This is a genomic window from Lysobacter sp. 2RAF19 (genome assembly GCF_052115395.1).
Lineage (GTDB): Bacteria > Pseudomonadota > Gammaproteobacteria > Xanthomonadales > Xanthomonadaceae > Noviluteimonas.
In genome coordinates this window covers 603,695-630,545 of the sequence record NZ_JBFRGO010000001.1, presented here as the reverse complement: position 1 = coordinate 630,545, position 26,851 = coordinate 603,695, and the positions used below count along the sequence as shown (strand labels likewise).

At 67.4% G+C, this 26,851-nt stretch carries 29 protein-coding genes and 1 tRNA gene; 27 read left to right on the top strand and 3 right to left on the bottom strand.

The annotated features are described in order from the left end of the window. The first annotated feature begins 429 nt into the window (after positions 1-429). Positions 430-690, top strand: coding sequence for an XAC0095 family protein (locus AB4059_RS03130; protein ID WP_498976514.1), 261 nt, complete (start codon positions 430-432; stop codon positions 688-690). A gap of 347 nt (positions 691-1,037) precedes the next feature. Here the strand turns inward: AB4059_RS03130 and asd are convergent, their stop codons facing one another. Beyond that, positions 1,038-1,907, bottom strand: coding sequence for an archaetidylserine decarboxylase (asd, locus tag AB4059_RS03125; protein WP_498976513.1), 870 nt, complete (start codon positions 1,905-1,907; stop codon positions 1,038-1,040). A gap of 4 nt (positions 1,908-1,911) precedes the next feature. Then, positions 1,912-2,559, bottom strand: coding sequence for an SCO family protein (locus tag AB4059_RS03120; RefSeq protein ID WP_498976512.1), 648 nt, complete (start codon positions 2,557-2,559; stop codon positions 1,912-1,914). 66 nt (positions 2,560-2,625) lie between these two features. Here AB4059_RS03120 and prmB point away from each other — a divergent pair, with 66 nt between their 5' ends. From prmB to AB4059_RS03060, 12 genes are all read left to right on the top strand, one after another. After that, positions 2,626-3,597, top strand: coding sequence for a 50S ribosomal protein L3 N(5)-glutamine methyltransferase (gene prmB, locus AB4059_RS03115; RefSeq protein WP_498976511.1), 972 nt, complete (start codon positions 2,626-2,628; stop codon positions 3,595-3,597). 4 nt (positions 3,598-3,601) lie between these two features. Then, on the top strand, positions 3,602-4,702 hold the full coding sequence (gene aroC / locus AB4059_RS03110; RefSeq protein WP_498976510.1) for a chorismate synthase: 1,101 nt from the start codon (positions 3,602-3,604) through the stop codon (positions 4,700-4,702). A gap of 46 nt (positions 4,703-4,748) precedes the next feature. Beyond that, a complete protein-coding gene (locus AB4059_RS03105; RefSeq protein ID WP_498976509.1) occupies positions 4,749-5,768 on the top strand; it encodes an aspartate-semialdehyde dehydrogenase in 1,020 nt (339 codons plus the stop codon). A gap of 90 nt (positions 5,769-5,858) precedes the next feature. Further along, entirely contained in the window at positions 5,859-7,670 is a 1,812-nt protein-coding gene (locus AB4059_RS03100; protein WP_498976508.1) for a motility hub landmark protein FimV, read from the top strand. A gap of 33 nt (positions 7,671-7,703) precedes the next feature. Beyond that, positions 7,704-8,489, top strand: a complete 786-nt coding sequence (gene truA, locus AB4059_RS03095; protein WP_498976506.1) for a tRNA pseudouridine(38-40) synthase TruA — start codon at positions 7,704-7,706, stop codon at positions 8,487-8,489. Continuing rightward, entirely contained in the window at positions 8,486-9,151 is a 666-nt protein-coding gene (locus AB4059_RS03090) for a phosphoribosylanthranilate isomerase (RefSeq protein WP_498976504.1), read from the top strand. The genes truA and AB4059_RS03090 overlap by 4 nt, the downstream gene beginning before the upstream one ends. 22 nt (positions 9,152-9,173) lie before the next feature. Beyond that, positions 9,174-10,376, top strand: coding sequence for a tryptophan synthase subunit beta (gene trpB / locus AB4059_RS03085; RefSeq protein ID WP_498977818.1), 1,203 nt, complete (start codon positions 9,174-9,176; stop codon positions 10,374-10,376). A gap of 23 nt (positions 10,377-10,399) precedes the next feature. After that, positions 10,400-10,807, top strand: coding sequence for a DUF3144 domain-containing protein (locus tag AB4059_RS03080; RefSeq protein ID WP_498976502.1), 408 nt, complete (start codon positions 10,400-10,402; stop codon positions 10,805-10,807). Further along, positions 10,804-11,616, top strand: coding sequence for a tryptophan synthase subunit alpha (gene trpA, locus AB4059_RS03075; RefSeq protein WP_498976500.1), 813 nt, complete (start codon positions 10,804-10,806; stop codon positions 11,614-11,616). The genes AB4059_RS03080 and trpA overlap by 4 nt, the downstream gene beginning before the upstream one ends. A gap of 103 nt (positions 11,617-11,719) precedes the next feature. Further along, on the top strand, positions 11,720-12,607 hold the full coding sequence (gene accD, locus AB4059_RS03070) for an acetyl-CoA carboxylase, carboxyltransferase subunit beta (RefSeq protein WP_498976498.1): 888 nt from the start codon (positions 11,720-11,722) through the stop codon (positions 12,605-12,607). Then, positions 12,604-13,965: a phosphoglucosamine mutase gene (gene glmM / locus AB4059_RS03065; protein WP_498976495.1), complete on the top strand. Its 1,362-nt coding sequence runs from the start codon at positions 12,604-12,606 to the stop codon at positions 13,963-13,965. Before accD ends, glmM begins: the two co-directional genes overlap by 4 nt. Positions 13,966-13,979: 14 nt before the next feature. Then, a complete protein-coding gene (locus tag AB4059_RS03060) occupies positions 13,980-14,939 on the top strand; it encodes an isopenicillin N synthase family dioxygenase (RefSeq protein WP_498976493.1) in 960 nt (319 codons plus the stop codon). Positions 14,940-14,948: 9 nt separating this feature from the next. Here AB4059_RS03060 and AB4059_RS03055 read toward each other — a convergent pair whose 3' ends face one another. Then, a complete protein-coding gene (locus AB4059_RS03055; RefSeq protein WP_498976491.1) occupies positions 14,949-15,638 on the bottom strand; it encodes a DUF6445 family protein in 690 nt (229 codons plus the stop codon). Positions 15,639-15,715: 77 nt separating this feature from the next. Here AB4059_RS03055 and tpiA point away from each other — a divergent pair, with 77 nt between their 5' ends. From tpiA to nuoK, 14 genes are all read left to right on the top strand, one after another. Further along, positions 15,716-16,465: a triose-phosphate isomerase gene (gene tpiA / locus AB4059_RS03050; RefSeq protein ID WP_498976489.1), complete on the top strand. Its 750-nt coding sequence runs from the start codon at positions 15,716-15,718 to the stop codon at positions 16,463-16,465. Between the two features lie 23 nt (positions 16,466-16,488). After that, positions 16,489-16,908, top strand: a complete 420-nt coding sequence (gene secG / locus AB4059_RS03045) for a preprotein translocase subunit SecG (protein ID WP_498976487.1) — start codon at positions 16,489-16,491, stop codon at positions 16,906-16,908. 82 nt (positions 16,909-16,990) lie between these two features. After that, a tRNA-Leu gene (locus tag AB4059_RS03040) sits at positions 16,991-17,075 on the top strand. Positions 17,076-17,208: 133 nt separating this feature from the next. Continuing rightward, complete coding sequence (locus tag AB4059_RS03035) at positions 17,209-17,565, top strand: NADH-quinone oxidoreductase subunit A (protein WP_498964227.1); 357 nt, start codon at positions 17,209-17,211, stop codon at positions 17,563-17,565. Then, entirely contained in the window at positions 17,556-18,155 is a 600-nt protein-coding gene (locus tag AB4059_RS03030) for a NuoB/complex I 20 kDa subunit family protein (RefSeq protein ID WP_498964229.1), read from the top strand. The genes AB4059_RS03035 and AB4059_RS03030 overlap by 10 nt, the downstream gene beginning before the upstream one ends. After that, complete coding sequence (locus AB4059_RS03025; protein WP_498976485.1) at positions 18,152-18,889, top strand: NADH-quinone oxidoreductase subunit C; 738 nt, start codon at positions 18,152-18,154, stop codon at positions 18,887-18,889. The genes AB4059_RS03030 and AB4059_RS03025 overlap by 4 nt, the downstream gene beginning before the upstream one ends. Positions 18,890-18,897: 8 nt before the next feature. Then, positions 18,898-20,187, top strand: coding sequence for an NADH-quinone oxidoreductase subunit D (locus tag AB4059_RS03020; protein ID WP_498977816.1), 1,290 nt, complete (start codon positions 18,898-18,900; stop codon positions 20,185-20,187). Positions 20,188-20,230: 43 nt separating this feature from the next. Then, entirely contained in the window at positions 20,231-20,758 is a 528-nt protein-coding gene (gene nuoE / locus AB4059_RS03015) for an NADH-quinone oxidoreductase subunit NuoE (protein WP_498976483.1), read from the top strand. 3 nt (positions 20,759-20,761) lie between these two features. Further along, positions 20,762-22,129 (top strand): NADH-quinone oxidoreductase subunit NuoF, encoded by a 1,368-nt coding sequence (nuoF, locus tag AB4059_RS03010; protein WP_498976481.1) that lies wholly within the window; start codon positions 20,762-20,764, stop codon positions 22,127-22,129. Next, positions 22,126-24,363 carry an NADH-quinone oxidoreductase subunit NuoG gene (gene nuoG, locus AB4059_RS03005; protein WP_498976479.1) on the top strand — a complete coding sequence of 746 codons (2,238 nt, stop codon included), beginning with the start codon at positions 22,126-22,128 and terminating at the stop codon, positions 24,361-24,363. The genes nuoF and nuoG overlap by 4 nt, the downstream gene beginning before the upstream one ends. Further along, a complete protein-coding gene (gene nuoH, locus AB4059_RS03000) occupies positions 24,360-25,415 on the top strand; it encodes an NADH-quinone oxidoreductase subunit NuoH (RefSeq protein WP_498976476.1) in 1,056 nt (351 codons plus the stop codon). Before nuoG ends, nuoH begins: the two co-directional genes overlap by 4 nt. Continuing rightward, positions 25,415-25,903, top strand: coding sequence for an NADH-quinone oxidoreductase subunit NuoI (gene nuoI, locus AB4059_RS02995; RefSeq protein WP_498976474.1), 489 nt, complete (start codon positions 25,415-25,417; stop codon positions 25,901-25,903). The genes nuoH and nuoI overlap by 1 nt, the downstream gene beginning before the upstream one ends. Before the next feature lie 7 nt (positions 25,904-25,910). Continuing rightward, positions 25,911-26,540, top strand: coding sequence for an NADH-quinone oxidoreductase subunit J (locus AB4059_RS02990; protein WP_498976472.1), 630 nt, complete (start codon positions 25,911-25,913; stop codon positions 26,538-26,540). Then, positions 26,537-26,851, top strand: coding sequence for an NADH-quinone oxidoreductase subunit NuoK (gene nuoK, locus AB4059_RS02985; RefSeq protein ID WP_498964246.1), 315 nt, complete (start codon positions 26,537-26,539; stop codon positions 26,849-26,851). Before AB4059_RS02990 ends, nuoK begins: the two co-directional genes overlap by 4 nt.

The following is a 26,851-nucleotide window of genomic DNA, read 5'->3' as shown; positions in this document are numbered from 1 at the left end:
CGATGGCGTTCTCAAGGCCCCGAGTTGCGTTGGACCTGGCATCGACGGCGTACTCAACGCCATGAGTTGCGTTGGCGACGGGACCGATGGCGTTTCCAACGCCTCAAGTTCTGTCCGCACGGCCAATAACCGTGATTCCGTTATGGCGGAAGACGTTCCAAGTGCATGCCCAGAACCCGCTGACCGCATTTGCGCCGCTGTCTCGTATGCGTTCGCATCTGGACAGGGCACGCTGGACACCGGAGATCAAAAACCTCCACATACACGCGATACGCCGCAAGGCAGTTGGCCGACGTGATCCACGTTGGGAGGGTGGCTAATACAAGACCCCGCAAGGGGAAATACCCACATCCGTGCGTGTACGGGTTTTTGCCTCCTGACACCCTCGCGCCACTGGGCGCGAGGGCACCCCGGATCATGGAGGTCCCAATGCGCCAGAAGAAGAGAACAAAACGCCCACCCGCGGTCTATGCGCTTCCCGAGAAAGCGCATCTCGAGTTAGTTGAACTGCGCGAACATATGCGCGTCATGGGGCGACTCGCAGAGCCCGGCACCGAGGCATCCAGCGGCTACGACAAACTGCTGCGCTCGCATTCGTTTGCATGGATCTTCAAGCGCATCGGCCGCGACATCACCCGCGTCCTCGATTCGACGTACTGGTCCGCCGAAGTGCAGAAGCGCGCGCGCTGAAGCGCCGGACCTACTCCCCCCAACGCCTCTCCGGGGAGGGAGAGGCCCCGCTTTCCCATCAGATCGCCGCGAGGAACGTCGCCTGCCAGAGGCGACCATGTGCGACGGCGCGAGCGCCGAGGTGGGCGACGTTCCGTCCGTCTGGAGTGCTGGCAGTCGGCGCGAATCGATCAAACCGCGACGGACACACGCATCAAGTGCTGTCGCGAAACCACCAATCGCGAGCGCAGCGGTGCGTCGTGTTGGAGGTCCTTTTGCGGAGCGTTGCTTTTCAGCGGAGTCAAAAGGACCTCCAACACGGCGTGCCGATGCGCCCATCTGGTGGCAACGCACCCAAAACCACAACGCTAAATCAGCGTAGCCAACCTCTCCCCCAACAACACAGCCCCCTGCGGCCGCAACCCAGGCGCCAACGCCGCCACACCCTTCGGCAACAACACGATCACCGTCGACCCGTAATTGAAACGCGCCATCTCCGCGAACCGCTCCAGAACGACCCCTTTCCCGCGCCAATCCTTGCGCACGATCGGCCCACCGTAAGGCGGAATCTCCACGCCACTCCACACCGTCTCCACCCCCGACACCAACAACGCCCCAACCATCACCAGCGTCATCGGCCCGAAGTCCGTCTCGAAATGACAGACCAACCGCTCATTGCGCGCGAACAACCGCGACACATTGCCGACCGCATCCACCCCGACACTGAACAACCGCCCCGGAATGTGGACCGTCTCCACCAACGTCCCCGTCCACGGCATGTGCACCCGGTGATAGTCGCGCGGCGACAGATACACCGTCGCGAACGCACCACCGACGAAAGCCTTCGCCTTCTCCGCATCGCCCAGCAACTGCGCCGTGCTGAACCCGTGGCCCTTCGCCTGGAAAATATGGCCCGGATCCTCGTGCTCGGCCTCGCCCGCGAACCCGATGTGCCCGCATTCGCTGATGCGCCCGTCGGCCGGCATCGCCAACGCGCGCGGATCGGCATCCGGCGTGCGCACACCCGGCCGCAATGCACGCGTGAAGAAGGCGTTGAACGACGCATAGCGCGTCGCGTCCGGTTCCATTGCTTCCGACAGATTCACGTCGAACTTGCGCACGACGGTGTCGATCAACCACTGCTTCGTGCGCGGATTCGTCGAATAGGCCAGCTTGCGCGCCAGCGACGAGACGAACCGGTGCGGCAGGACGTAGGTGAGGGCGGTGATGAGCTGCATCGGCCTACCGTGCCACGGCCGACGTGAGCATCCGGAAATCGGCGGCGATCTCCTGCGGCACCAGCGGCGGCGAAATGATGCCGGCCATGCGCCCCTTGGGGTCGAGCACGGCGAGGACGGCGCTGTGGTCGACGTTGTAGCGATCCTCCGGCTGGCCCGGCTCCGCCGGCACCTTCATGAAGACCAGCGACAGGCTGCGCGCGAAGCCTTCCAGCGCGGGCAGGTCGCCGGTGGCGGCGAGCGTGTCGCGATGGAAGGCGTGTGCGTACTCGCCGGTGCGGATGGCGGTGTCGCGCTCGGGGTCGACGGAGACGAACAGCACGCGCGGGCGCACCGAGTCGGGCATCGATTCCCACTGCTTCTGCGCCACGCCGAGCTCGGCCAGGGTGGTCGGGCACACGTCCGGGCAATGCGTGAAGCCGAGGAAGACGATCGTCCAATGCCCCTGCAGTTCGCCGGGCACCAGGCGCGTGCCGTCGGACTGCTGCAGCGAGAAGGCCGGCAGCGTGCGCGGCGCGGGGAACAGGCGCACGGCCTTGGTCTGCGGCAGCGCGGGGGCGGCGGGGCGGGTGAACCAGCGATGCCCGGCCCACAGGCCGATGGCGGCGGCCAGCGCGACCACGAGGATCCAGGCGGTGGTGCGGTTGAACATGCGTGGGCTTCCGTCGGGCGCCGCGAGGTGCGGCGCGAAGCGGTGGATGATACCGGGCGCGCTATCATGCACGGCCCCTTCGAACCGCGGCCTCGCCGCTGCGCCGCGCCCATGACCGACGAGTTGGCCACGATCATCGACCTGATCCGCTACGGCGCGAGCCGTTTCAACGCGGCCGGCCTGACCTTCGGGCACAGCTACGACAACGCGCTGGACGAGGCCACGCAGCTCACGCTGCATGCGCTGCACCTGCCGCACGACCTCAGCCCGGTGTACGGCAACGCGCGCATCACCGAAGCGGAGAAGGAAGAAGTCCTCGGCCTGTTCCTGCGCCGCATCGAAGAACGCATGCCGGCGGCCTATCTCACCGGCGAGGCGTGGTTCGCGGGCCTGAGTTTCAAGACCGATCGCCGTGCACTCGTGCCGCGTTCGCCCATCGCCGAGATGATCGAGCACGGCTTCCAGCCCTGGCTCGGCGATCGCGAAGTGCGCCGCGCGCTCGACCTGTGCACCGGTTCGGGCTGCATCGCCATCGCAATGGGCCACTACAACCCCGACTGGCACGTCGACGGCGCCGACATCTCCGACGACGCGCTGGCGCTGGCCAACGAAAACAAGGCGCGCCTGCACGCCGACAACGTCCGCCTGCTGAAGTCGGACTTGTTCTCCGGCCTGCAGGGCGAGCATTACGACCTGATCGTCACCAATCCGCCCTACGTCACCAACGACGAGACCGACGCGCTGCCGAAGGAATACGCCTACGAGCCCGACCTGGGCCTGCGCGCCGGCGACGACGGCCTGGATCTTGCGTTGCAGATCCTGCGCGATGCACCGCTGCACCTGGACCGCGACGGCCTGCTGGTCTGCGAAGTCGGCGAATCCGAAAAGGCGCTCTCGCAGCTGCTGCCCGAACTCCCGCTGGCCTGGGTGGAATTCAAGGTCGGGCAGATGGGCATCTTCGTCGCCGAATGCGCCGACCTGGTGCAGCACAACGCGCGCATCCGCGAACTCGCCGACCTGCGCCGCCCGAGCCGCTGATCTCGTGAACACCTTCGGCACGCTGCTGCGCGTCACCACCTTCGGGGAGTCGCACGGCCCGGCGATCGGCTGCGTGATCGACGGTTGTCCGCCGGGCATCTCGATCGCGCCGGAGGATTTCGTCGACGACCTGGCGCGCCGCGCGACCGGCCGCACGCGCCATACCTCGCAGCGCCACGAGTCCGACGTCGTCGACATCCTCAGCGGCGTCTACGAAGGCCGCACGACGGGCACGCCGATCGCGCTGGTGGTGCGCAACACCGACGCCAAGTCGAAGGATTACGACAACATCGCGCAAACCTTCCGCCCCGGGCATGCCGATTACACGTACTGGCAGAAATACGGGCATCGCGATCCGCGCGGTGGCGGTCGCTCGTCGGCGCGCGAAACCACGATGCGCGTGGCCGCCGGCGTGATCGCCAAGCGCTGGTTGCGCGACAAATTCGGCGTCCGCGTGCGCGGGCACCTGGCACAGATCGGCGATGTGGTGCCGCGCGGTTTCGATTGGGATGCCGTCGAAGGCAATCCGTTCTTCTGGCCCGATGGCGCGCAGGTCGTCGAACTCGAGACCTACATGGATGCCCTGCGCAAGTCCGGCGATTCGGTCGGCGCGCGCATCACCGTCGTCGCCGACGGCGTGCCGCCGGGGTGGGGCGAGCCGATCTACGGCAAGCTCGATGGCGAACTGGCCAGCGCGCTGATGTCGATCAACGCCGTCAAGGGCGTGGAAATCGGCGATGGTTTCGCGGTCGTCGCGCAGCACGGCAGCGAACATCGCGACGAGATCACGGCCGACGGCTTCCAGTCCAACCACGCCGGCGGGATCCTCGGCGGCATCTCGACGGGGCAGCAGGTCATCGTGTCGGCGGCGTTCAAGCCGACCTCCAGCCTGCGCTTGCCCGCGCGCAGCCTGGACCTGGACGGGCAGCCGGTCGAAGTCGTCACGCATGGTCGCCACGACCCCTGCGTCGGTATTCGCGCCACGCCCATCTGCGAAGCGATGGTGGCGCTGGTGTTGATGGACCAGGCGCTGCGCCATCGCGCGCAATGCGGCGACGTGGGCGACGTCACGCCGCGCATCAAACCGGGCAAGGCCAAACGCTGAGCCCGCTCCTGCTTTTTTCGAACCACGAATCACGAACCCGGATCACATGACGAACAACTCCCTCAAGGTCGCCATCGTCGGCGCCACCGGCGCCGTCGGCGAAACCATGCTGTCGATCCTGCACGAGCGCAATTTCCCCGTCGGCGAACTGATCGCGCTCGCCAGCGCGAAATCGGCGGGCTCGCGCGTCAAGTTCGGCCATCGCGACGTCGTGGTGCAGGACCTGGCGACCTTCGATCCGGCCGGCGTGGACATCGCGCTGTTCTCCGCGGGCGGTTCGACGTCGAAGGAATACGCGCCGAAGTTCGCCGCCGCCGGTGCGGTGGTGATCGACAACTCCTCGGCCTTCCGTTACGACGACGACGTGCCGCTGGTGGTGTCGGAAGTGAACCCCGAGCAGGTGCGCAACCGCCCGCGCGGCATCATCGCCAACCCCAATTGCTCGACGATGCAGATGCTCGTCGCGCTCGCGCCGATCCATCGCAAGGTGGGCATCGAACGCATCAACGTGGCGACCTATCAGTCGGTCTCCGGCGGCGGGCGTTCGGCGATGGAGGAACTGGGGCGCCAGACCGCGGGCATCCTCAACTTCCAGGACCCCGAACCGCAGCGCTTCCCGGTGCAGATCGCCTTCAACCTGATCCCGCACATCGACGAGTTCCAGCCCAACGGCTACACGAAGGAAGAGATGAAGCTGGTGTGGGAGACGCGCAAGATCCTCGGCGACGACAGCGTGCGCGTGAACCCGACCGCGGTGCGCGTGCCGGTGTTCTTCGGGCACTCCGAGGCGGTGAACGTCGAGACCCGCGAGAAGATCACGGCCGCCGAAGTGCGTGCGATGCTGCTGACCGCGCCGGGGGTCGAGGTCGTCGACCAACCCGTGCCGGGCGGCTACCCGACGCCGGTGACGCACGCCTCGGGCCGGGACCCGGTCTACGTCGGGCGGATCCGCGACGACGAATCGCACCCGCGCGCCGTCAATCTGTGGATCGTTTCGGACAATATCCGCAAGGGCGCCGCGCTGAACGCGGTGCAGATCGCCGAACTGGTCGCTGACGAGCGCTGATTGCGTTGTAAGGCAGGGAGGGCCGCGCCACGCATTGCCAGTCGCAAGCGTGCGCGGCTACAGTCTTCGCAGGCCTGAGGGGAGAAGGGCATGACACTTCGACGCATCGCGCTGGCGATCGCCCTGGCCATTGCGGCCGGGCCGGCCGCTGCGCTGGGCCTTGGCCAGATCCAGGTGAAATCCAGGGTCGACCAGCCGTTGCTGGCCGAAATCCCCATCGTGTCCAGCGATCCGGCCGAACTGGAGCAGCTCCAGGCGCGCCTGGCCTCGCCGGAAACCTTCCGCCGCATCGGCCTGGAACCGCCGAGCGGCGCCGCCGCCGACCTGCAGTTCTCCGTCGCGCTGGACGAGCGGGGCCGCCCCGTCATCCGCGTGACCAGCAACGCGCCGGTCAGCCAGCCGTTGGTGACCTTCCTGGTCGAAGTCGACTGGGGCAGCGGCCGCCTGGTCCGCGAATATTCGGCGCTGCTCGATACGCCGCGCACCGTGGCCGCGCCCGCGCAGCCGCCGATCCAGGCGCCGACCGTCGCGCCGTCGAACGTGATCGAGCGCCCGGTGGCCGCCGCGCCGCCGCCGCAAGCCGCGCCCGAACCGCCGCCGCCGGCCGAGCACGCGCCCGCCGAACCGGCGCCCGCCGACGCGAATGCCGTCGCGACCCAGCCCGAACCGAAACCCGAACCCGCGCCGGTCGCCGCACCCGCACAGGCGCCGGCGCCCACGCCGGCCGACCGCATCGCGGTGCGCGACGGGCAGACGCTCTCGGCGATCGCCGGCAAGGTCGGGCAGCGCGGTTACACGCTCGACCAGACCATGCTCGCCTTGTTGCGCGCCAACCCCGACGCCTTCATCCGCGGCAACGTGAACCTGTTGAAGGCCGGCGCGGTGCTTCGCGTGCCGCCCGCGCAGGATGCCGCGCAACTGGCCCCGGCCGAAGCCGCCGCCGTGGTGCGCGACCATCTCGAACAATGGCGCGCGCTGAACGCGCCCGCGCCGCAACCGGCGAACGTCGCGGCCGACGCCGCGCCGGCGAACACCGCGAAAACGGCGGGCACCCCGGCCAAGGGCGCGCCCACGCGCGTGGCCGGTGCACGCCTCGAAATCGTGCCGCCCGTCCAGGCCGGCGCGAAAACCCCGGGATCACGATCCGGCGCAAGCGCCGGAGGCGAGGGCGACATGCTGCGACAGCAGGAACTGAACCAGGCGAAGGAAGACCTCGCAGCGCGCGATGCCGAAGTGCAGGAGCTCAAGTCCCGCGTCGCGGAACTGGAGAAGCTGCAGAACGACCAGGCGGCGCTGATCGCGATGAAGGACAGCAAGCTCGCCGCGGCCGAACAACGCCTCGCGCAATCCAACGCCGCCGCGACGAAGGTGGCCACCACCGCCTCGACGACCACGCCGGCGCAACAACAACCCGCGCAACCGTCCACGCCCGCGTGGCTGTGGGGCGGCGCCGGCCTGGTCATCCTCGGCGTGCTCGCCTGGTTGTTCACCCGTCGTCGCACGTCCAGTGCGCAACCGCGCCGCGTGTACGACACCGAAGCGCTCGCGGCCGGCATTCCGACCTCCGATGACGTCGCGCCGCGCGCGCCTGCGTTCGAGAAGCCCTCCGAGCCCGAGCCGGCGCCGACCTTCTCCGAGCCGGCACCGCGCACGAAGGCGCCCGCGCCGCACTGGACCTCCGCGCCCGCGACGCTCGGCACCGCGCCGACGTGGCATGGCGGCGCGCAGGCCGACGACACCGCCGTCGCCGAACCGCAGACCGCCAAGCAGCAGCTCGAACTCGCGCGCGCCTACCTCGACATGGGCGACGACGACGCGGCGCGCGTGATCCTGCGCGACGTGCTCGACGGTCGCGATCCGGCCGCGCGCGACACCGCCGCGCGCATGCTGCGCGAGCTGTGATGCGCGCGCGCCTGTCCTGATGTCGGTCGCGTAGTGGCGCGTTTCGCGCTCGGCGTCGAATACGACGGCGGTCAATTCCTCGGCTGGCAACGATTGAGCAAGCCGGGCGTTGCCGGCGATGAAACCGTGCAGCAGGCGCTGGAAACCGCGCTGTCCTTCGTCGCGAATACGCAGATCGACACGATCTGCGCCGGACGCACCGATGCCGGCGTGCACGCGGCCTGCCAGGTCGTGCATTTCGAAACGGATGTGCAGCGTGCTCCTCGCGCCTGGATGCTCGGCGCGACATCGCGCTTGCCGCCCAGCGTGAGCGTGCGCTGGTGCGTGCCGGTGCCGGACGATTTCCACGCGCGCTTCTCCGCGGTCGCGCGGCGCTACCGCTATCGCATCCTCAACCGCGCCGTGCGCCCGGCGATGGGCCGGCAATACGTGACCTGGGAGCGCTTGCCGCTCGACGTGGCCGCGATGCACGCCGCGGCCCAGGCGCTGGTCGGCGAACACGATTTCAGCGCCTTCCGCACCGTCCACTGCCAGGCGCCCCATGCGCGGCGCGACCTGCAATCGATCGCCGTCGGGCAAGCGGGCGATGAGGTTTGGATCGATGTGAGGGCGAATGCATTCCTGCATCACATGGTCCGCAATATCGTCGGCTCCCTGACCCTGGTCGGACGCGGCGAACAGCCGCCGGCCTGGATCGCCGAGTTGCTGGCCGGACGCGACAGGACAGTCGCCGGTCCCACCGCGCCGCCCACCGGGCTGTGCTTCCTCGGTCCCGTGTATCCCGGCCTGTTCGGCCTGCCCGACGAGGTGAGCGCTTGAGCAAGACGTTGTTCCGCACGCGCATCAAGTTCTGCGGCATGACCCGCCCGGGAGACGTGCGCCTGGCCAGCGAGCTGGGCGTGGACGCGGTCGGCTTCGTGTTCGCCGAAGGCAGCCCGCGCCGCCTGCAGCCCGAGGAAGCCCGCGCGATGCGCAACGCGATGGAACCGCTGGTCGATGCGGTCGCGCTGTTCAAGGACAACACCGCCGACGAGGTCCGCGCCGTCATCAAGCAAGTGCGCCCGAGCCTGCTGCAGTTCCATGGGGCGGAAGACGACGCGTTCTGCAAGGGCTTCGGCGTGCCCTACATCAAGGGCATCCCGATGCGGGGCCTGGACCCGGCCCAGCGCGCCCAGCACGCCATCCAGTTGTTGACGCGGTTCCCCGGGGCCTCGGCGTTCCTGTTCGACGGCCATGCCGAGGGGCAGCAGGGCGGCACCGGCGAGGTCTTCGACTGGTCGACGGTGCCCACCGGGCTCGGCAAGCCCTTCGTCCTGGCCGGCGGATTGCGGCCGGACAACGTGTTCGATGCCGTGATTTCGACGCTGCCGTGGGGCGTGGACGTGGCTTCCGGGATCGAAAGCGCCCCCGGGATCAAGGACGGCGATAAGATGCGTCGTTTCGTCGAAGAAGTCCGTCGTGCCGACTGCCACCCAGACTGAGCCCGCATCCCCCGGCTCCGCGCTGATCGATTTCAGCAACACGCCCGATCCGACCGGCCATTTCGGCCGCTTCGGCGGTCGGTTCGTGGCCGAAACGCTGATCGGCCCCCTGGATGAACTGGCCGCCGCCTACGACGCGGCGCGCGTGGATCCGGCCTTCATCGCCGAATTCGAACACGACCTCAAGCATTACGTCGGCCGCCCGAGCCCGATCTACGAAGCCCGGCGCCTGTCGGAGGAAAACGGCGGCGCGCGCATCCTGCTCAAGCGCGAAGACCTGAACCACACCGGCGCGCACAAGATCAACAACACCATCGGCCAGGCCTTGCTGGCGCGCCGCATGGGCAAGCCGCGGATCATCGCCGAGACCGGCGCGGGGCAGCATGGCGTCGCTTCGGCGACGGTGGCCGCGCGGCTTGGCCTGGAATGCGTCGTGTACATGGGCGCGACCGACATCGAGCGCCAGAAGATCAACGTGTATCGCATGCAGTTGCTCGGCGCGAAGGTCGTGCCGGTGACGAGCGGTTCGCAAACGCTGAAGGACGCGCTCAACGAAGCGATGCGCGACTGGGTGACGAATGTCGCCGACACCTTCTACATCATCGGCACCGTCGCCGGTCCCGACCCGTATCCGCGCATGGTGCGCGATTTCAACGCCGTGGTCGGTCGCGAAGCGCGCGCGCAGATGCTCGCCGATTACGGTCGTTTGCCGGATGTGGTCACCGCGTGCGTCGGCGGCGGCAGCAATGCGATCGGCATCTTCCACGCCTTCCTCAACGACCGCGACGTGCGCATCGTCGGCGCCGAAGCGGCGGGCGAGGGCATCGAAACCGGCCACCACGCCGCGTCGCTCGCAGCCGGGCGCCCGGGCGTGCTGCACGGCAACCGCACCTACGTGCTGTGCGACGACGACGGCCAGATCATCGAGACGCATTCGGTGTCGGCGGGCCTTGATTATCCGGGCGTCGGCCCCGAACACGCATACCTGAAGGACACCGGTCGCGCGGAATACGTCGGCATCACCGACGATGAAGCGCTGTCGGCCTTCCACCAACTCGCGCGCACCGAGGGCATCCTCGCGGCGCTCGAATCCAGCCACGCCGTCGCGCAAGCCCTGAAGCTCGCGCGGGAAATGCCACGCGATGCGATCGTGCTGTGCAACCTGTCCGGCCGCGGCGACAAGGACGTGCACACCATCGCCGCGCGCGACGGTCTTACTTTCTGAACCTTGCCAGGAGCAAACACCCCATGACCGACGAAACCAACACCGACGCCCAGGCCCAGGCCGACGAGCAGCAGAACCAGCTCGACCCGGGTTTCTTCAAGGTGGTCAACGAATACCTCGAACTGACCAACAAGCAGTCGAAGGAACACGGCCTCAAGCGCATCAGCATGGCGTCGCTGTACGCCGCCGCGCGCTTCAACGTGCATACCTTCATGGGCGCCGCGGGCGCCAGCGTCGCCGACGAGCGCCAGGACTTCCTGAACTACATGACCAAGCTGTACCGCACGATGCTCAACGAGCATCTGGACGGCCTGGGCCAGGAGCGCGGCATCGACGTCGGCCCTTCGGAACTGCAGGCCGAACTCGCGCGCCAGGCCGCTGCCCGGGCCGCCGCACAGGACGCGTCTGCGCAGAACCAGCCGAGCGCGTGAGCCGGCTGCTCGACACGTTCGAAGCCCTGCGCGCGCGCGGGCGCAAGGCACTGGTGCCGTTCGTCACCGCGGGCGATCCCGCGCTCGAGGCGACGGTACCGGTGCTGCATGCGCTCGTCGCCGCGGGCGCGGACGTGCTCGAACTCGGCGTGCCGTTCTCCGACCCGATGGCGGACGGCCCCGTGATCCAACGCAGCTCCGAACGCGCGCTCGCGCGCGGTGCGGGGCTGTCGTACGTGTTCGAAACGGTGCGTGCATTCCGCAAGACCGACGCGACCACGCCGGTGGTCCTGATGGGATACCTCAATCCCGTCGAGATCCGCGGCGCCGAGCGCTTCGCAAGCGAGGCATCCAACGCGGGCGTCGACGGCGTGTTGCTCGTCGACCTCCCGCCCGAGGAAGCCGGCGATCTGCGCGCGGCCCTGGATGCGCACGGCGTCGCGCTCATCCTGCTGGCCTCGCCGACCACGCCCGAAGCGCGCCTGCGCCGCTTGTGCGACGACGCGCAGGGCTATCTGTATTTCGTGAGTTTCGCCGGCGTGACCGGCGCCGACCGGCTCGATGCGGGCGCTGCGTCCGAACGGCTGCACGCGCTGCGCGAGCAGGCGAAAGTGCCGGTGCTCGCCGGTTTCGGCATCAAGGACGCCGCATCGGCGGCCGCGATGGCCGAACACGCCGACGGCGTGGTGGTGGGCAGCGCGCTGGTCGCCGCGCTTGCCGGCGCCACCGATCCGCCGGCCGAAGCCACGCGTTTCCTGGCACCGCTGCGCGCCGCGCTGGACGCAATGCCCGGTGCGCGGGCCGCATAGTCCCTCGCATTGCCCTCGCGGGGCGCTGCGCTAGACTGCCGCGCCTGCGGGACCGCAAGTCCCCCATCCATCCCCAGCACCACAGAAACGGGAAGATCGCCACGTGTCCTGGCTGAAGAAATTGATGCCCTCGCGCATCCGCACCGAAGGCGGCAACAAGCGCTCCGTGCCGGAAGGCCTGTGGGAAAAGTGCGACAAGTGCGGCTCGGTGCTGTATCGCCCGGAGCTGGAGGAAAACCTCGAGGTGTGCCCCAAGTGCGGTCACCACATGGCGATCCGCGCGCGTGCGCGCCTGGCCTCCCTGTTCGATCCGGGCGCGGCGACGTTGGAGATCGGCGCCGAGCTGGGCCCGACCGACGTGCTGAAGTTCAAGGACCAGAAGAAATATTCCGACCGCATCAAGGCCGCGCAGAAGGCGACCGGCGAGCGCGATGCGCTCGTGGCGATGGAAGGCAAGCTCAAGGGGCGCGACCTGGTCGCCGCTTCGTTCGACTTCGCCTACATGGGCGGCTCGATGGGCTCGGTGGTCGGCGAGCGCTTCACCCGTGCGGCCGAACGCGCGCTGGCCCTGCGCGCGCCCTTCGTGTGCTTCTCCGCCAGCGGCGGCGCGCGCATGCAGGAAAGCCTGTTCTCGCTGATGCAGATGGCCAAGACCTCGGCCGCGCTCGCGCGCCTGCGCGATGCCGGCGTGCCGTACATCTCGGTGCTCACGCATCCGACCACCGGTGGCGTGTCGGCGTCCTTCGCGATGCTGGGCGACATCAACATCGCCGAACCGGGCGCGCTGATCGGCTTCGCCGGCCCGCGCGTGATCGAACAGACGGTGCGCGAGAAACTGCCCGAAGGCTTCCAGCGCCCGGAATTCCTGCTCGACCACGGCGCGATCGACCAGATCTGCGACCGACGCGAAATGCGCGACCGCATCGCGCACCTGGTCGCGATGCTGCAGAAGCAACCCGAACCGGCGAACGATCCGGAGACCATCGCTTGAGCCGCCGGTATTTCGGCACCGATGGCATCCGTGGCCGGGTGGGCGAGGGTGTGATCTCGGCGGACTTCGTGATGCGCCTGGGCAATGCCTACGGGCTGGCCCTGCGTGAATCGCAGCGCCTTTCGCATCGCGAATGGCGCAAGCCGGTGGTGATCATCGGCAAGGACACGCGCATTTCGAACTACATGTTCGAAGCCGCGCTGGAAGCCGGCCTGGTGGCCGCGGGCGTCGACGTGCAACTGATGGGCCCGATGCCCACGCCGGCCGTCGCGCACCTGACGCGCTCGTTGCGCGCCGATGGCGGCATCGTGATCTCCGCCTCGCACAACCCGCACCACGACAACGGCATCAAGTTCTTCTCGGCCGAGGGCGAAAAGCTCGACGACGCGACGGAGCTCGCGATCGAAGCCGCGCTCGACCAACCCTTCACCACCGTCCCGTCCGAACGCCTCGGCAAGGCGCTGCGCACGCGCGGCGCGGTCGAGCGTTACGTCGAGGCCTGCAAGAATTCCGTGCCCAAGGGCTTCGACCTGACCGGCGTGCGCATCGCGATGGATTGCGCCAACGGCGCGACCTACCAGATCGCGCCGCTGGTGTTGCGCGAACTCGGCGCGCGCGTGGATGCGATCGGCATCGATCCGAACGGCCTGAACATCAACGATGGCGTCGGTTCGACGCATCCCGAAGCGCTGGTCGCGCACCTGCACGCGACGAATGCCGATCTCGGCATCGCCTTCGATGGCGACGGCGATCGCGTGCTGTTCGTCGCCGACGACGGCACGGTGTGCGACGGCGACGACCTGCTGTACATCCTCGCCACCGATTGGCAGGACAGCGGCCGCCTGCGCGGCCCGATGGTCGGCACGCTGATGACCAACTACGGCCTGGAACGCGCGCTGGGCGAACGCGGCATCGCGTTCCTGCGCTCGAAGGTCGGCGACCGCTACGTGCACCAGATGCTGGTCGAACACGAAGGCGTGCTCGGTGGCGAAGCATCGGGCCATTTGCTGTGCCTGGACCGCGCCAGCACCGGCGACGGCATCGTCAGCGCGTTGCAGGTGCTCGAAGTGCTGCGCCGTCGCGGCCTCACGCTGCGCGAAGCGATCGCCGGCATGCGCAAGGTGCCGCAGAAGACGGTCAACGTGCAGCTCGCGCCGGGCGCCAAGCCGGTCGAGCATCCCTCGGTGCAGGCGGCGCTGGCCGATGCGCAATCGGCGGTCGCCGGTCGCGGTCGCGCGTTCCTGCGGCCCTCGGGCACCGAGCCGGTCGTGCGTGTGACGGTCGAAGCCGACGACGACGCCCTGATGCGCAACACCCTGGACAAACTGGCCGACGCCGTGCGCGCGGCCGCGCAGTAATCAACGAACGACAGATGACTTCCGAAATCCGTATTCCCACGCTCGACATCGCGCGCTTCACCCATCCGAAAAGCCCCGAAGACCGCGACGCATTCGTCGCGGAACTGGGCAACGCCTATCGCGAATGGGGCTTCGCCGGCATCCGTAACCACGGTATCCCGCAGGAGCTGATCGACCGCGCGTACGACTTGTTCCAGCGCTTCTTCGACTTGCCCGAAGACACCAAGCGCCAGTACCACGTCGCCGGTGGCGGCGGCGCGCGCGGGTATACGCCCTTCGGCGTGGAAACCGCGAAGGGCGCGCAGCACCACGATCTCAAGGAGTTCTGGCACATCGGCCGCGAGATCCCGCGCGACCATCATTGCGCCGACGTGATGCAGGCCAACCTGTGGCCGGATGAAATCCCGGAGTTCCGCGACGTCGGCTACGGCCTGTACCAGGCGCTCGACCAGCTCGGCGCGCAGGTGCTCGCGGCGCTCGCGCTGCACATCGGCTTGCCGGAAGACTATTTCGTCGACAAGACGCACTACGGCAATTCGATCCTGCGGCCGATCCACTATCCGCCGATCACCACGCACGACATCCCGAACGTGCGCGCCGGTGCGCATGAAGACATCAACCTGATCACGCTGCTGGTCGGCGCGAGTGCGGCCGGGCTGGAAGTGAAATCGCGCACGGGCGAGTGGGTGCCGTTCACCTCGGACGCCGACACCATCGTCGTCAACATCGGCGACATGCTGCAGCGCCTGACCAACCACGTGTATCCCTCGACGACGCATCGCGTGGTCAACCCGCCGGGCGAACTCGCGCGCCAGCCGCGCTACTCCACGCCCTTCTTCCTGCACCCGAATCCGGATTTCCTGATCGACGTGCTCGATTCGTGCGTGGGCGCCGACAATCCGTCGCGTTATCCCGAAGCGATCACCGCACAGGGCTATCTCGAAGAACGCCTGCGCGAGATCAAACTGAAATAAGCGCGTCGCCTACGCCTTCGCCATCCAGAAAAACACCGCCGCCATGCGCTTCTCCGCAAGCGTGCGGCCGTGATACGCCGTGGCGCTGTGCATCAGGTTCGCGCGATACAGCAGCAACCGATTGAAGCGATGCGCGACGGCGATGTCTTCGGCGAACGACTCCGGCGGCACGAAGCGCGTGCCCAGCGCCTGCACGAGCGTCTGGTGCGGCGGCATCACGATGTTCCCGCCGCGTTGCCCGCCGGCCAGGCGCTGGCGGTAGAAGGTCGTGCCGCAGTCGTCGGGGACGTTCGGGTTGAGATAGAGCACGGCGGCGAAACGGCACAGGGCGCGCGAGTCGGTGTGCGGCCGCGTCTCGCATTCCTCGGCGCCGACGACCTGGATGCAGTTGTGGTTGAGGTGCGCGCCGTCCGGTGCCGATTCGACCCAGAGCTTGTCGACGCCCGTGGCCTTGCGCACCAGGGTTTCGACGATCGCCAGCTCCTCCGGCGACAGGCCCGGCATCACGCGCATGCCCGGCCACGACTCGGGTTTGTGCGGATAGCCCTCGATCCAGTCGGTGCGCGCGAGCGTGCGGGTTCGCACGGCGTCGGGATCGGGCAGGACGTCGTCGAACACCCAGTAGTCGCGTCCCTGCGTGGGCTTGCGATAGGGCAGGACGGGGAGCGTCGGGCGTGCGGGCGGGCGGAGCATCGACATCGCCCGATCATAGCCTTGCCCCGGTTTGCGCTGCGATAGACTTGCGCGCTTGACGGTTCATTCCCGGAAGGCAGCACATGCGTCGCAAGATCGTGGCGGGCAACTGGAAACTGCATGGCGATCGCAACTTCGCCTGCGGGCTCGTGGAAGAGATCGCCAGCGTCGCGCCCGCGGCGGGCGTGGAGCGCGTGGTGCTGCCGCCGCTGCCCTACCTGGGCGAGTTGGTCGAACACTTCGGCGAGCGCGGGGTGTCGTTCGGGGCGCAGGACGTGAGCGTGAACGAGAAGGGCGCCTACACCGGCGAGGTCTCGGCCGCGATGCTGCTGGATGTCGGCGCCAAATACGGCCTGGTCGGGCATTCCGAGCGCCGGCAATACCACGGGGAATCCAGCGCCCTGGTCGCACAGAAGTTCTTCGCGGCCAAGCGGGCGGGGCTCATTCCGATCCTCTGCGTGGGCGAAACCCTCCGCGAGCGGGAAGCCGGCCAGACCGAATGGCGCATCGAAGAGCAGCTGGAGGCGGTGTTCGCCCTGGGCGGCAAAGAGGCCCTGGACGGCGCGGTCATCGCCTACGAGCCGGTCTGGGCGATCGGAACCGGCCGTACGGCCAGCCCGGAACAGGCGCAGGCGGTCCACGCCTTCATTCGTGGCGAGGTCGCTTCGCGCTCTGCTAACATTGCCGGCTTGCTGCCCATCCTCTACGGGGGCAGCGTGAAGCCCGACAACGCGAAGGCGCTGTTCTCGCAGCCCGACGTCGACGGCGGGCTGGTGGGCGGCGCCTCCCTCGTCGCCCGTGATTTCCTGGCCATCGCAGACGCGGCGGCCTGAGCCAAAGGCAGAGTTCCCTCCCGATGTTGATGACGATCCTCAACGTGCTGTACGTGCTCATCGCGGTCGCGATGATCGTGCTCATCCTGATGCAGCGCGGCGCGGGTGCGCAGGCCGGTTCCGGTTTCGGCGCGGGTGCGTCGGCGACGGTGTTCGGTTCGCGCGGCGCGGGCAACTTCCTGTCCAAGAGCACAAAGTGGCTCGCGATTTCCTTCTTCTGCATCGCCCTGTTCATGGGCTGGCACTTCACGCACAGCGTGAAGGCGCCGGCCGAAGCGCAGAAGGCGCAGGCGGACCTGGGCCTGATGTCGGGCGTGCCGTCGGCCCCGGCCGCGCAGCCGCCGGCCAACACGGCCGTGCCTGCCGCGCCTGCCGCCAACACGGCAGCGCCGACGGCGAACGGCGCAGTGCCCGCGGCACCGGCGGCGGCGACGACGAAATAACGGCGCGAGTCTTCGCACCACGATTGTTACGACATACAATGTCGAACTCCGCAGCGCGCGATGCGCGATGCGGGACCTGATTGCCCAGGTGGCGGAATTGGTAGACGCACTACCTTGAGGTGGTAGCGGCTTCGGTCGTGGGGGTTCGAGTCCCCCCTTGGGCACCAAACAAAACAACCCGCCTCGCGCGGGTTTTTTTGTACTCGAGAGTCCACAAGGCTGGTTGTCCTCGTGCGTGCCCCGTTACAATAGCCGGCTCGTGCGAGCCCCCTGCCCACGAGCGAATCCAGAGGTGCGAGCGTGCTGGCTGAATATCTGCCGACCCTGCTGTTCCTGATCGTCGCCCTTGGCATCGGTGTCGCCCTGATCGTCGTGGGCAACGTGCTCGGGCCCAAGCGCCCCAGCGCCGAAAAGCTTTCTCCTTACGAGTGCGGCTTCAACGCATTCGAAGACGCGCGCATGCAGTTCGACGTGCGTTATTACCTCATCGCGATCCTGTTCATCGTCTTCGACCTGGAAATCGCGTTCGTCTTCCCCTGGGCGCTCGTGTTCCGCGAGCTCGGCGTGTTCGGCCTGGTGGAGATGGGCGTGTTCCTCGCGCTGCTGGTGATCGGTTTCGTCTACGTCTGGAAGAAGGGCGCACTCGAATGGGAGTGATCCAAACTGTTTCGGGGTTGATGCACAACCCGCTGCCGGACGATCGCGTCGGCGACATCCTGCGCCCGGAAGGCGAGAACCCGTTGCTCGAGCAGGGCTTCGTCACCACGAGCTTCGACGCGCTGTGGAATTGGGCGCGCACCGGTTCGATGTGGCCGATGACCTTCGGCCTGGCGTGCTGCGCGGTGGAAATGATGCACGCCGGCGCCGCGCGCCTGGACCTGGACCGCTACGGCGTGGTGTTCCGTCCTTCGCCGCGCCAGTCCGACGTGATGATCGTGGCCGGCACGCTGGTCAACAAGATGGCGCCCGCGCTGCGCAAGGTCTACGACCAGATGCCCGACCCGAAGTGGGTCATCTCGATGGGCAGCTGCGCCAACGGCGGTGGTTACTACCACTATTCCTACGCCGTCGTGCGTGGTTGCGACCGCATCGTGCCGGTCGACATCTACGTGCCGGGTTGCCCGCCGACGGCCGAAGCGCTCGTCTACGGCATCCTGCAATTGCAGAAGAAGATCCGCCGCAACGAATCCTCGCCGTTCACCGGCCCGCGCACCGACATCGCCGGCAAGCAGGGCGCCACCGCATGAGCACCGCCTTCGTCGAGCGCCTGCGCGCGCACTTTTCCGACGCGCGCTTCGATGGCGCGGTGGTCAGCGTCGCCGCGCCGCGCAACGAAATCACGCTCGAAGTGCCGCCGACGGCATGGCACGCCGCGTGCACCGAGCTGCGCGACACCTTCGGCTTCGAACAGTGCATGGATGTGTGCGGCGTGGACTACCTCGGTTTCGGCAACGACGAGTGGGACACCACCGACGTTTCGTCCGAAGGCTTCAGCCGTGGCGTCGAAGGCCGCGGCCCGGGTCGCTTCAAGTGGGGCGAACAACCCAGCGGCCTGCAGGAAGAACCGGCGCCGAACCGCCGTTTCGCCGCCGTCGCGCACCTGATGTCGATGCAGCACAACCAGCGCCTGCGCGTGCGCACCTTCGCCGCCGACGACGCCTTGCCGGTCGTGCCTTCGATCGTCGACCTGTGGCCGGGCGTGAACTGGTTCGAACGCGAAGCCTTCGACATGTTCGGCATCCTGTTCGAAGGGCATCCGGACCTGCGCCGCATCCTCACCGACTACGGCTTCGTCGGTCATCCGTTCCGCAAGGATTTCCCGCTGATCGGCAACGTCGAAGTCCGTTACGACAACGAACGCCAGCGCGTGGTGTACGAGCCCGTGACGTCCGTCGAACCGCGCGTGGGCGTGCCGCGCGTGATCCGCGACGACGCGCGCTATGCCACCGCCGCCGGCGAAGAGAAGGAGGCGCGAAAGTGAGCGCCCAGATGCTGCCGTCCGTCACCAACACCTCGGGCCTGAACAACGCCGAGATCCGCAACTACACGCTCAACTTCGGCCCGCAGCACCCGGCCGCGCACGGCGTGCTTCGCCTGATCCTGGAAATGGATGGCGAAATCGTGCAGCGCGCCGATCCGCACATCGGCCTGCTGCATCGCGGCACCGAGAAGCTCGCCGAATCCAAGCCTTTCAACCAGTCGATCGGTTACATGGATCGCCTGGATTACGTCTCGATGATGTGCAACGAGCACGCCTACGTGCGCGGCATCGAAACGCTGCTGGGCATCGAGGCACCGGAACGCGCGCAGTGGATCCGGACGATGTTCGACGAGATCACGCGCATCCTGAACCACCTGATGTGGGTCGGTTCCAGCGCGCTCGACCTCGGCGCGATGGCGGTGTTCCTCTACGCATTCCGCGAACGCGAAGAGCTGATGGACGTCTACGAAGCGGTGTCGGGCGCGCGCATGCACGCCACGTACTACCGCCCCGGCGGCGTGTATCGCGACCTGCCGGACCACATGCCGAAGTACCGCGAGTCGCCGTGGCGAAAGGGCCAGAAGCTCAAGCGCTTCAACGAATGGCGCGAAGGCTCGCTGCTCGATTACCTGGATCGCTTCACCCAGGATTTCCCGAAGCGCGTCGACGAATACGAGACGCTGCTCACCGAGAACCGCATCTGGAAGCAGCGCACCGTCGGCATCGGCGTGGTGTCGCCGGAAGATGCGCTCGCGTGGGGCATGAGCGGCCCGATGGTCCGCGGTTCGGGCCTGGCATGGGACCTGCGCAAGAAGCAGCCCTACGCCAAGTACGCCGAAGTCGACTTCGACATTCCGCTCGGCACCAACGGCGACTGCTACGACCGTTACCTGGTGCGCGTGGCCGAAATGCGCCAGTCCAACCGCATCATCGCCCAGTGCGTGAAGTGGCTGCAGGCCAACCCTGGCCCGGTGATGCTGGACAACTACAAGGTCGCGCCTCCCTCCCGCGAGGAGATGAAGGACGACATGGAAGCCCTGATCCACCACTTCAAGCTGTTCACCGAAGGGTATTGCGTCCCGGCAGGGGAGACGTACTCGGCGGTGGAAGCACCGAAGGGCGAATTCGGCGTGTACCTGGTCAGCGACGGCGCCAACAAGCCGTTCCGCTGCAAGTTGCGCGCGCCGGGTTTCGCGCACCTCTCGTCGATGGACGCGGTGGTGCGTGGCCACATGCTGGCCGACGTCGTCGCGATGATCGGTACCTACGACGTGGTGTTCGGCGAGATCGACCGCTGATCGCACCGCGATCGGCAACACAGATGCGAGCAAGGCAGACCCGATGAGAGCGACCGGCAACTTCGAGAACGCGCGCAACGTCGATCCGCAGCAAGTGCTGTCGGACGCAACGCGTGCGCACATCGACCACTGGCTCACCAAGTTCCCGGCGGACCGCAAGCGGTCGGCCGTGCTGCAGGGGCTGCATGCCGCGCAGGAACAGAACGGCGGCTGGCTCACCGACGAGCTCATCGCCGCGGTGGCCAGGTACCTGTCGATCCCGCCGGTGTGGGCGTACGAAGTCGCCACGTTCTATTCGATGTTCGAGACCGAAAAGGTCGGCCGCAACAACGTCGCCTTCTGCACGAACATCAGCTGCTGGCTCAACGGCGCCGAAGACCTGGTTGCGCACGCAGAGAAGAAGCTCGGCTGCAAGCTCGGCGAAAGCACGAGCGACGGTCGCATCTTCCTCAAGCGCGAAGAAGAATGCCTGGCCGCGTGCTGCGGCGCGCCGATGATGGTGATCAACGGCCACTACCACGAGAAGCTCTCGACGCAGAAAGTCGACGAGCTCCTGGACGGCCTGGAGTAACGCATGGCAGGTCACGGTCACTACGCAGATCCCACCGGTCCCGTCGGCCCCGCGCCGCAGGAGCACAACGTCGTCTACACGACGCTGCACTTCGACAAGCCGTGGAGCTATGAAAACTATCTGAAGACCGGCGGTTACGCCGCGCTGCGCAAGATCCTCGAAGAGAAGATCGAGCCCGCTGCCGTGATCGAGATGGTCAAGGCCTCGGGCCTGCGCGGCCGTGGCGGCGCGGGCTTCCCGACCGGCCTGAAGTGGTCCTTCATGCCGAAGGGTCCGGGCATCAAGTACATCCTGTGCAACTCCGACGAATCCGAACCGGGCACGGCGAAGGACCGCGACATCCTGCGCTACAACCCGCACGCGGTGATCGAAGGCATGGCGATCGCCTGCTACGCCACCGGTTCGCCGGCCGCGTACAACTACCTGCGCGGTGAATTCCACCACGAGCCCTTCGAGCATCTGGAAGAGGCCACGCGCGAGGCTTACGCCAACGGCTGGCTCGGCAAGAACGTGCTCGGCAGCGGCGTGGACATCGACATGTACAACGTGCTCGGCGCCGGCGCGTACATCTGCGGCGAAGAAACCGCCTTGATGGAATCGCTCGAAGGCAAGAAGGGGCAGCCGCGCTACAAGCCGCCGTTCCCGGCCAACTTCGGCCTGTACGGCAAGCCGACCACGATCAACAACACCGAAACCTATGCGTCGGTGCCGGCGATCGTGCGCAACGGCGCGGAATGGTTCCTCAACCTGGGCAAGCCGAACAACGGTGGGCCGAAGGTGTTCTCGGTGTCGGGCCACGTGGCCAGGCCGGGCAACTACGAGATCCGCCTGGGCACGTCGTTCGCCGACCTGCTGCAGCTCGCCGGCGGCATGCGCGACGGGCGCAAGCTCAAGGCCGTGATCCCCGGCGGTTCGTCGATGAAGGTGTTGCCGGCCGACGCGATGATGGCCTGCACGATGGACTACGACTCGATCCAGAAGGCCGGTTCGGGCCTGGGCTCGGGTGCGGTCATCGTCATGGACGAAACCACCTGCATGGTGCGTGCGTGCCAGCGCATCGCGCGCTTCTACTTCAAGGAAAGCTGCGGCCAGTGCACGCCGTGCCGCGAAGGCACCGGCTGGATGTACCGCATGCTCACCCGCATCGTCGAAAAGCAGGCCACGCTCGACGACCTGCAGATGTTGCGCGCCGCCGCGGGCCAGATCGAAGGCCACACCATCTGCGCGTTCGGCGAAGCCGCCGCGTGGCCGGTGCAGGGCTTCCTGCACCACTTCTGGGACGAATTCGAATACGCGATCGTCAACGGGCGTTTCCTGGTCGACGACCAGCGCGCCGGCACGGTCGTCGCCAAGCAAGGTGTCGCCGCATGAGCGCTGTCGAAACCGACGTCACCAAACCCGTCGTGCCCGAAGGCCACGTCGCCATCGAGATCGACGGCGTCGCGATGACCGCGCCGAAGGGCTCGATGATCATCGCCGCCGCCGACAAGGCCGGCATTCCGATCCCGCGCTTCTGCTACCACGACAAGCTGAGCATCGCGGCCAACTGCCGCATGTGCCTGGTCGAAGTCGAGAAGATGCCGAAGCCGGCGCCGGCGTGCGCCACGCCGGTGATGGACGGCATGAAGATCGTCACGCGCAGCGAGAAGGCGTTGAAGTCGCAGCGCAACGTGATGGAATTCCTGCTGATCAACCACCCGCTGGATTGCCCGATCTGCGACCAGGGCGGCGAGTGCGAACTGCAGGATCTCTCGCTCGGTTACGGTCGTTCGGTTTCGCGTTTCTCCGAGCGCAAGCGCGTGGTCGCCGACGAAGACTTCGGTCCGCTCGTCGCCAGCGACATGACGCGCTGCATCCAGTGCACGCGTTGCGTGCGCTTCACCGCGGAAGTCGCCGGCACCTACGAGCTGGGCGGCATGATGCGCGGCGAAAACCTGCAGATCGGTACGTACGACGGCAAGCCGCTGACGACCGAGCTGTCGGGCAACGTCATCGACGTGTGCCCGGTCGGCGCGCTGACCAACAAGGTGTTCCGTTTCCGCGCGCGTCCGTGGGAGCTGGTGGCGCGCGAATCGCTCGGCTTCTCCGACGCGCTGGGCAGCAACCTGTTCCACCATGTGCGTCGTGGCGACGTGCTGCGTTCGGTGCCGCGCGACAACGAAGCGGTCAACGAATGCTGGCTGTCGGATCGCGACCGCTACGCGCACCAGGGCCTGTATTCGCAGGACCGTGCGGTGAAGCCGATGGTGCGCGACGGCAACGATTGGCGCGAAACCAGCTGGGAAGAAGCGCTGGCCAAGGCCGCGAAGATCCTGCGCGACAACGGCGGCGACCAGCTCGGCGTGCTCGTGCATCCGGCCACGTCGAACGAGGAGGGCGCCTTGCTCGCGCGCCTGTCCGACGGCCTGGGCACGGGCAACCTCGACCATCGCCTCGCGCAGCGCGACGTCTCCGACGGCGTGGTGTCCGAAGCCTTCGCGATGCCGGTCGCCGACATCGACAACGCCGACACCATCGTGATCGTCGGTTCGCACCTGCGCCACGAGTTGCCGCTGCTGCACCAGCGCGTGCGCAAGGCGCAGCGCAAGGGTGCGCGCGTGCACATGGTCAACCCGGTGGATTTCGACGTGGCGTTCGAAGTCGCTTCCAAGACCATCGTGCCGATGGCCGAGCTGCCGACGGCGCTGGCCGGCCTGGACATCGCGGGCGCACAGCGCGCCGTGGTGATCCTCGGTGGCGTCGCCGAACTGTCCGAACACGCCAGCGCGATCCGCGCGGCCGCGCGCGGGTTCGCTTCGGCGAACAACGCGCCGCTGTGCCGCATCCCGCAGGGCGCCAACGCACTCGGCCTGTCGCAACACGGCGTGCTGCCGGCGTCGCGCGGCACGCAGGCGATGCTCGCCGATGCGCGCAGCGCGTACGTGATCTACGGCATCGAACCGGGCCTCGACTTCGCCGACCAGGCGCTCGCGCTCAAGGCGCTGTCGGGCGCGCAGGTCGTCGCCTTCAGCCACTACGCGTGCGAATCCACGCGCGCGGTGGCCGACGTGATCCTCCCGATCGCGGCGCTGCCGGAAAACGAAGGCTCGCTGACCAACCTGGAAGGCCGCGTGCAGCACTTCGCCGCGGGCGGCAAGGCGCCGGGCGAAGCGCGTGCCGGTTGGCGCGTGTTGCGTGCGATCGGCGCCGACCTCGGCGTCGGCGGTTTCGACTTCACCGATTACGCGGGCATGCGCAAGGGCCTGTCGCTGCGCAACGTGGACGTGGCCAAGTCCGCCGCGCCGGCGCACGCCGCCGTGCATGGCGCCGGCCTGGCCATCGTCGCTTCGCAGGCGATCTATCGCAGCGACGCGACCGTGCGCCGCGCGGCCGCATTGCAGGCGCATCCGCTCACCCTCGGCGCGCGCATCGTGTTGCATCCGGCCGATGCCGGCGACGCGGGCGTGCACGCCGACGGCGTGGCGAAAGTGAAGAACGCCCTGGGCACGGCGACGCTGCCGGTCGCGATCAGCGACAAGGTCGCGCGCGGTTGCGCATGGGTGGAATCGGGGTATGGCGCGACCGCCGCGCTGCTCTCGGGCAACGTGGAGGTCAGCCGCGCATGATGTACGTCGACGCCTTCCGCGATTGGCTCGTGGCCTTCGGGCCGCTGGGCCTGCTCGCGTGGATCGTGCTGAAGATCCTGCTGATCGCCGTGCCGGTGATCATCAGCGTCGCCTTCTACGTGGTGTGGGAGCGCAAGCTGATCGGCTGGATGCACGTGCGCCACGGGCCGATGTACGTGGGCAAGGGCATCCTCCAGGCCTTCGCCGACGTCTTCAAGCTGCTGTTCAAGGAAGTGGTGCAGCCCACCGTGGCGCAGCCCTTCCTGTATCGCATCGCGCCGCTGATCACCCTGGTGCCTGCCTTCGCGGCGTGGGCGGTGGTGCCCTTCGATGCGAAGGTCGTGCTGTCCAATGCGAACGCGGGCCTGCTGTACCTGCTGGCGATGACCTCGCTGGGCGTGTACGGGATCATCCTCGCCGGCTGGGCGTCGAATTCGAAGTACGCCTTCCTCGGCGCGATGCGCGCCGCGGCGCAGGTGGTGTCGTATGAAATCGCGATGGGCTTCGCGCTGGTCGGCGTGCTGATCGCCGCCGGCAGCCTGAACCTGACGGACATCGTCATGGCGCAGGCGGGCGACGCGGGCCTGTTCGAATGGTTCATGTGGCCGCTGTTGCCGCTGTTCGTGATCTATTTCGTCTCGGGCGTGGCCGAAACCAACCGCGCGCCGTTCGACGTGGTGGAAGGCGAATCGGAAATCGTCGCCGGCCACATGGTCGAATACTCCGGTTCGCAGTTCGCGCTGTTCTTCCTGGCCGAATACGCGAACATGATCCTCGTCAGCTTCACGACGTCGATCTTCTTCCTCGGCGGCTGGCTCAGCCCGCTGCACGGGTTGGGGATCCCGTTGCTCTCCGTGGACGGCTGGTGGTGGCTGCTGGTGAAGGTGGTGTTCTTCGCGAGCTGCTTCATCTGGTTCCGCGCCTCGTTCCCGCGCTACCGCTACGACCAGATCATGCGACTGGGTTGGAAGGTCTTCATTCCGATCACGATCGCCTGGATCTTCGTCACCGCGTTGCTGGCGTACTTCAACGTGTTCACGCCGGGGCAGTGATGACTCGCTTGCTTTCCTATCTCAAGAGTTTGCTGCTGATCGAGCTGGCCCAGGGGCTGCTCCTCACCGGCAAGTATCTGTTCCGTCCGAAGTACACGCTGATGTACCCGATGGAAAAGACGCCGCAGTCGCCGCGCTTCCGTGGCCTGCACGCGCTGCGCCGCTATCCCAACGGGGAAGAGCGCTGCATCGCCTGCAAGCTGTGCGAGGCCGTGTGCCCGGCGCTGGCCATCACGATCGACTCCGAACAGCGCGAGGACGGCACGCGCCGCACCACGCGCTACGACATCGACCTGTTCAAGTGCATCTACTGCGGCTTCTGCGAGGAATCCTGCCCGGTCGATTCGATCGTCGAGACGCACATCCACGAATACCACTTCGACAAGCGCGGCCAGAACATCGTGACCAAGCCGCAGTTGCTGGCGATCGGCGACCGCCTCGAAGCCGAGATCGCCGCGCGCCGCGCGGCCGACGCACCGTATCGCTGAGGAACGCATGGATTTCCCGACCCTCACGTTCTACGCATTCGCCACGCTGGCCATCGCTTCGGCGATCGGCGTGATCAGCGTGCGCAACCCGGTGCAGGCAGCGTTGCTGCTGGTGCTGACCTTCTTCTCCGTCGCCTGCACGTGGATCCTGGCCGGTGCCGAGTTCCTGGGCATCGCGCTGATCCTGGTCTACGTCGGCGCGGTGATGGTGTTGTTCCTGTTCGTCGTGATGATGCTCGACATCGACGTGGCGCCTTTGCGCGAAGGCTTCGTGCGTTACCTGCCGATCGGGCTGATCGTGGCCGTCGTGATGCTGGTGGAGATCTGCCTGCTGATCGGCGTGAAGGTGCTCACGCAGACGCCGCTGGCGCCCGACGCCGCGGCCGCCGCCGACATCTCCAACACCACGTGGCTGGCGCGTGCGCTGTTCACGCAGTTCCTGCTGCCCTTCGAAGTGGCCGCGGTCATCCTGACCATCGCGGTCGTGGCGGCGGTGATGCTCACGCTGCGCCGCCGTGGCGGCGTCAAGCACCAGAACCCGGCCGACCAGGCGCGCGTGCGCGCTTCGGACCGCCTGCGCATGGTGAAAATGGACGCGACGCGGCCGGCCGCGACGCAGGAGGAGGGCACGCCATGATCGGAACGCTGTCGCTCGGGCATTTCCTCTTCCTCGGTGCCGCGCTGTTCTGCATCGCGGTGGCGGGCATCTTCCTCAACCGCAAAAACATCATCATCCTGCTGATGTCCATCGAGCTGATGCTGCTCGCGGTCAACATCAACTTCGTCGCGTTCTCGCGCGAGCTGGGCGATGCCGCGGGGCAGGTGTTCGTGTTCTTCATCCTGACGGTGGCCGCGGCCGAAGCCGCGATCGGCCTGGCCATCCTCGTCACGCTGTTCCGCAACCGGCGTTCGATCAACGTCGCCGAAATCGACTCCTTGAAGGGCTGA

What these genes read in the sequence shown, in the direction of transcription:
- nuoE (WP_498976483.1), top strand. Translation starts at nt 20,231, where the DNA reads ATGAGAGCGACCGGCAACTTCGAGAACGCGCGCAACGTCGATCCGCAG.
- nuoF (WP_498976481.1), top strand. Translation starts at nt 20,762, where the DNA reads ATGGCAGGTCACGGTCACTACGCAGATCCCACCGGTCCCGTCGGCCCC.
- AB4059_RS03055 (WP_498976491.1), bottom strand. Translation starts at nt 15,638, where the DNA reads ATGTCGATGCTCCGCCCGCCCGCACGCCCGACGCTCCCCGTCCTGCCC.
- nuoH (WP_498976476.1), top strand. Translation starts at nt 24,360, where the DNA reads ATGATGTACGTCGACGCCTTCCGCGATTGGCTCGTGGCCTTCGGGCCG.
- AB4059_RS03080 (WP_498976502.1), top strand. Translation starts at nt 10,400, where the DNA reads ATGACCGACGAAACCAACACCGACGCCCAGGCCCAGGCCGACGAGCAG.
- AB4059_RS03030 (WP_498964229.1), top strand. Translation starts at nt 17,556, where the DNA reads ATGGGAGTGATCCAAACTGTTTCGGGGTTGATGCACAACCCGCTGCCG.
- AB4059_RS03100 (WP_498976508.1), top strand. Translation starts at nt 5,859, where the DNA reads ATGACACTTCGACGCATCGCGCTGGCGATCGCCCTGGCCATTGCGGCC.
- AB4059_RS03130 (WP_498976514.1), top strand. Translation starts at nt 430, where the DNA reads ATGCGCCAGAAGAAGAGAACAAAACGCCCACCCGCGGTCTATGCGCTT.
- tpiA (WP_498976489.1), top strand. Translation starts at nt 15,716, where the DNA reads ATGCGTCGCAAGATCGTGGCGGGCAACTGGAAACTGCATGGCGATCGC.
- asd (WP_498976513.1), bottom strand. Translation starts at nt 1,907, where the DNA reads ATGCAGCTCATCACCGCCCTCACCTACGTCCTGCCGCACCGGTTCGTC.
- AB4059_RS03060 (WP_498976493.1), top strand. Translation starts at nt 13,980, where the DNA reads ATGACTTCCGAAATCCGTATTCCCACGCTCGACATCGCGCGCTTCACC.
- AB4059_RS03020 (WP_498977816.1), top strand. Translation starts at nt 18,898, where the DNA reads ATGCTGCCGTCCGTCACCAACACCTCGGGCCTGAACAACGCCGAGATC.
- AB4059_RS03025 (WP_498976485.1), top strand. Translation starts at nt 18,152, where the DNA reads ATGAGCACCGCCTTCGTCGAGCGCCTGCGCGCGCACTTTTCCGACGCG.
- nuoG (WP_498976479.1), top strand. Translation starts at nt 22,126, where the DNA reads ATGAGCGCTGTCGAAACCGACGTCACCAAACCCGTCGTGCCCGAAGGC.
- nuoI (WP_498976474.1), top strand. Translation starts at nt 25,415, where the DNA reads ATGACTCGCTTGCTTTCCTATCTCAAGAGTTTGCTGCTGATCGAGCTG.
- AB4059_RS03120 (WP_498976512.1), bottom strand. Translation starts at nt 2,559, where the DNA reads ATGTTCAACCGCACCACCGCCTGGATCCTCGTGGTCGCGCTGGCCGCC.
- prmB (WP_498976511.1), top strand. Translation starts at nt 2,626, where the DNA reads ATGCACGGCCCCTTCGAACCGCGGCCTCGCCGCTGCGCCGCGCCCATG.
- AB4059_RS02990 (WP_498976472.1), top strand. Translation starts at nt 25,911, where the DNA reads ATGGATTTCCCGACCCTCACGTTCTACGCATTCGCCACGCTGGCCATC.
- secG (WP_498976487.1), top strand. Translation starts at nt 16,489, where the DNA reads ATGTTGATGACGATCCTCAACGTGCTGTACGTGCTCATCGCGGTCGCG.
- AB4059_RS03105 (WP_498976509.1), top strand. Translation starts at nt 4,749, where the DNA reads ATGACGAACAACTCCCTCAAGGTCGCCATCGTCGGCGCCACCGGCGCC.
- nuoK (WP_498964246.1), top strand. Translation starts at nt 26,537, where the DNA reads ATGATCGGAACGCTGTCGCTCGGGCATTTCCTCTTCCTCGGTGCCGCG.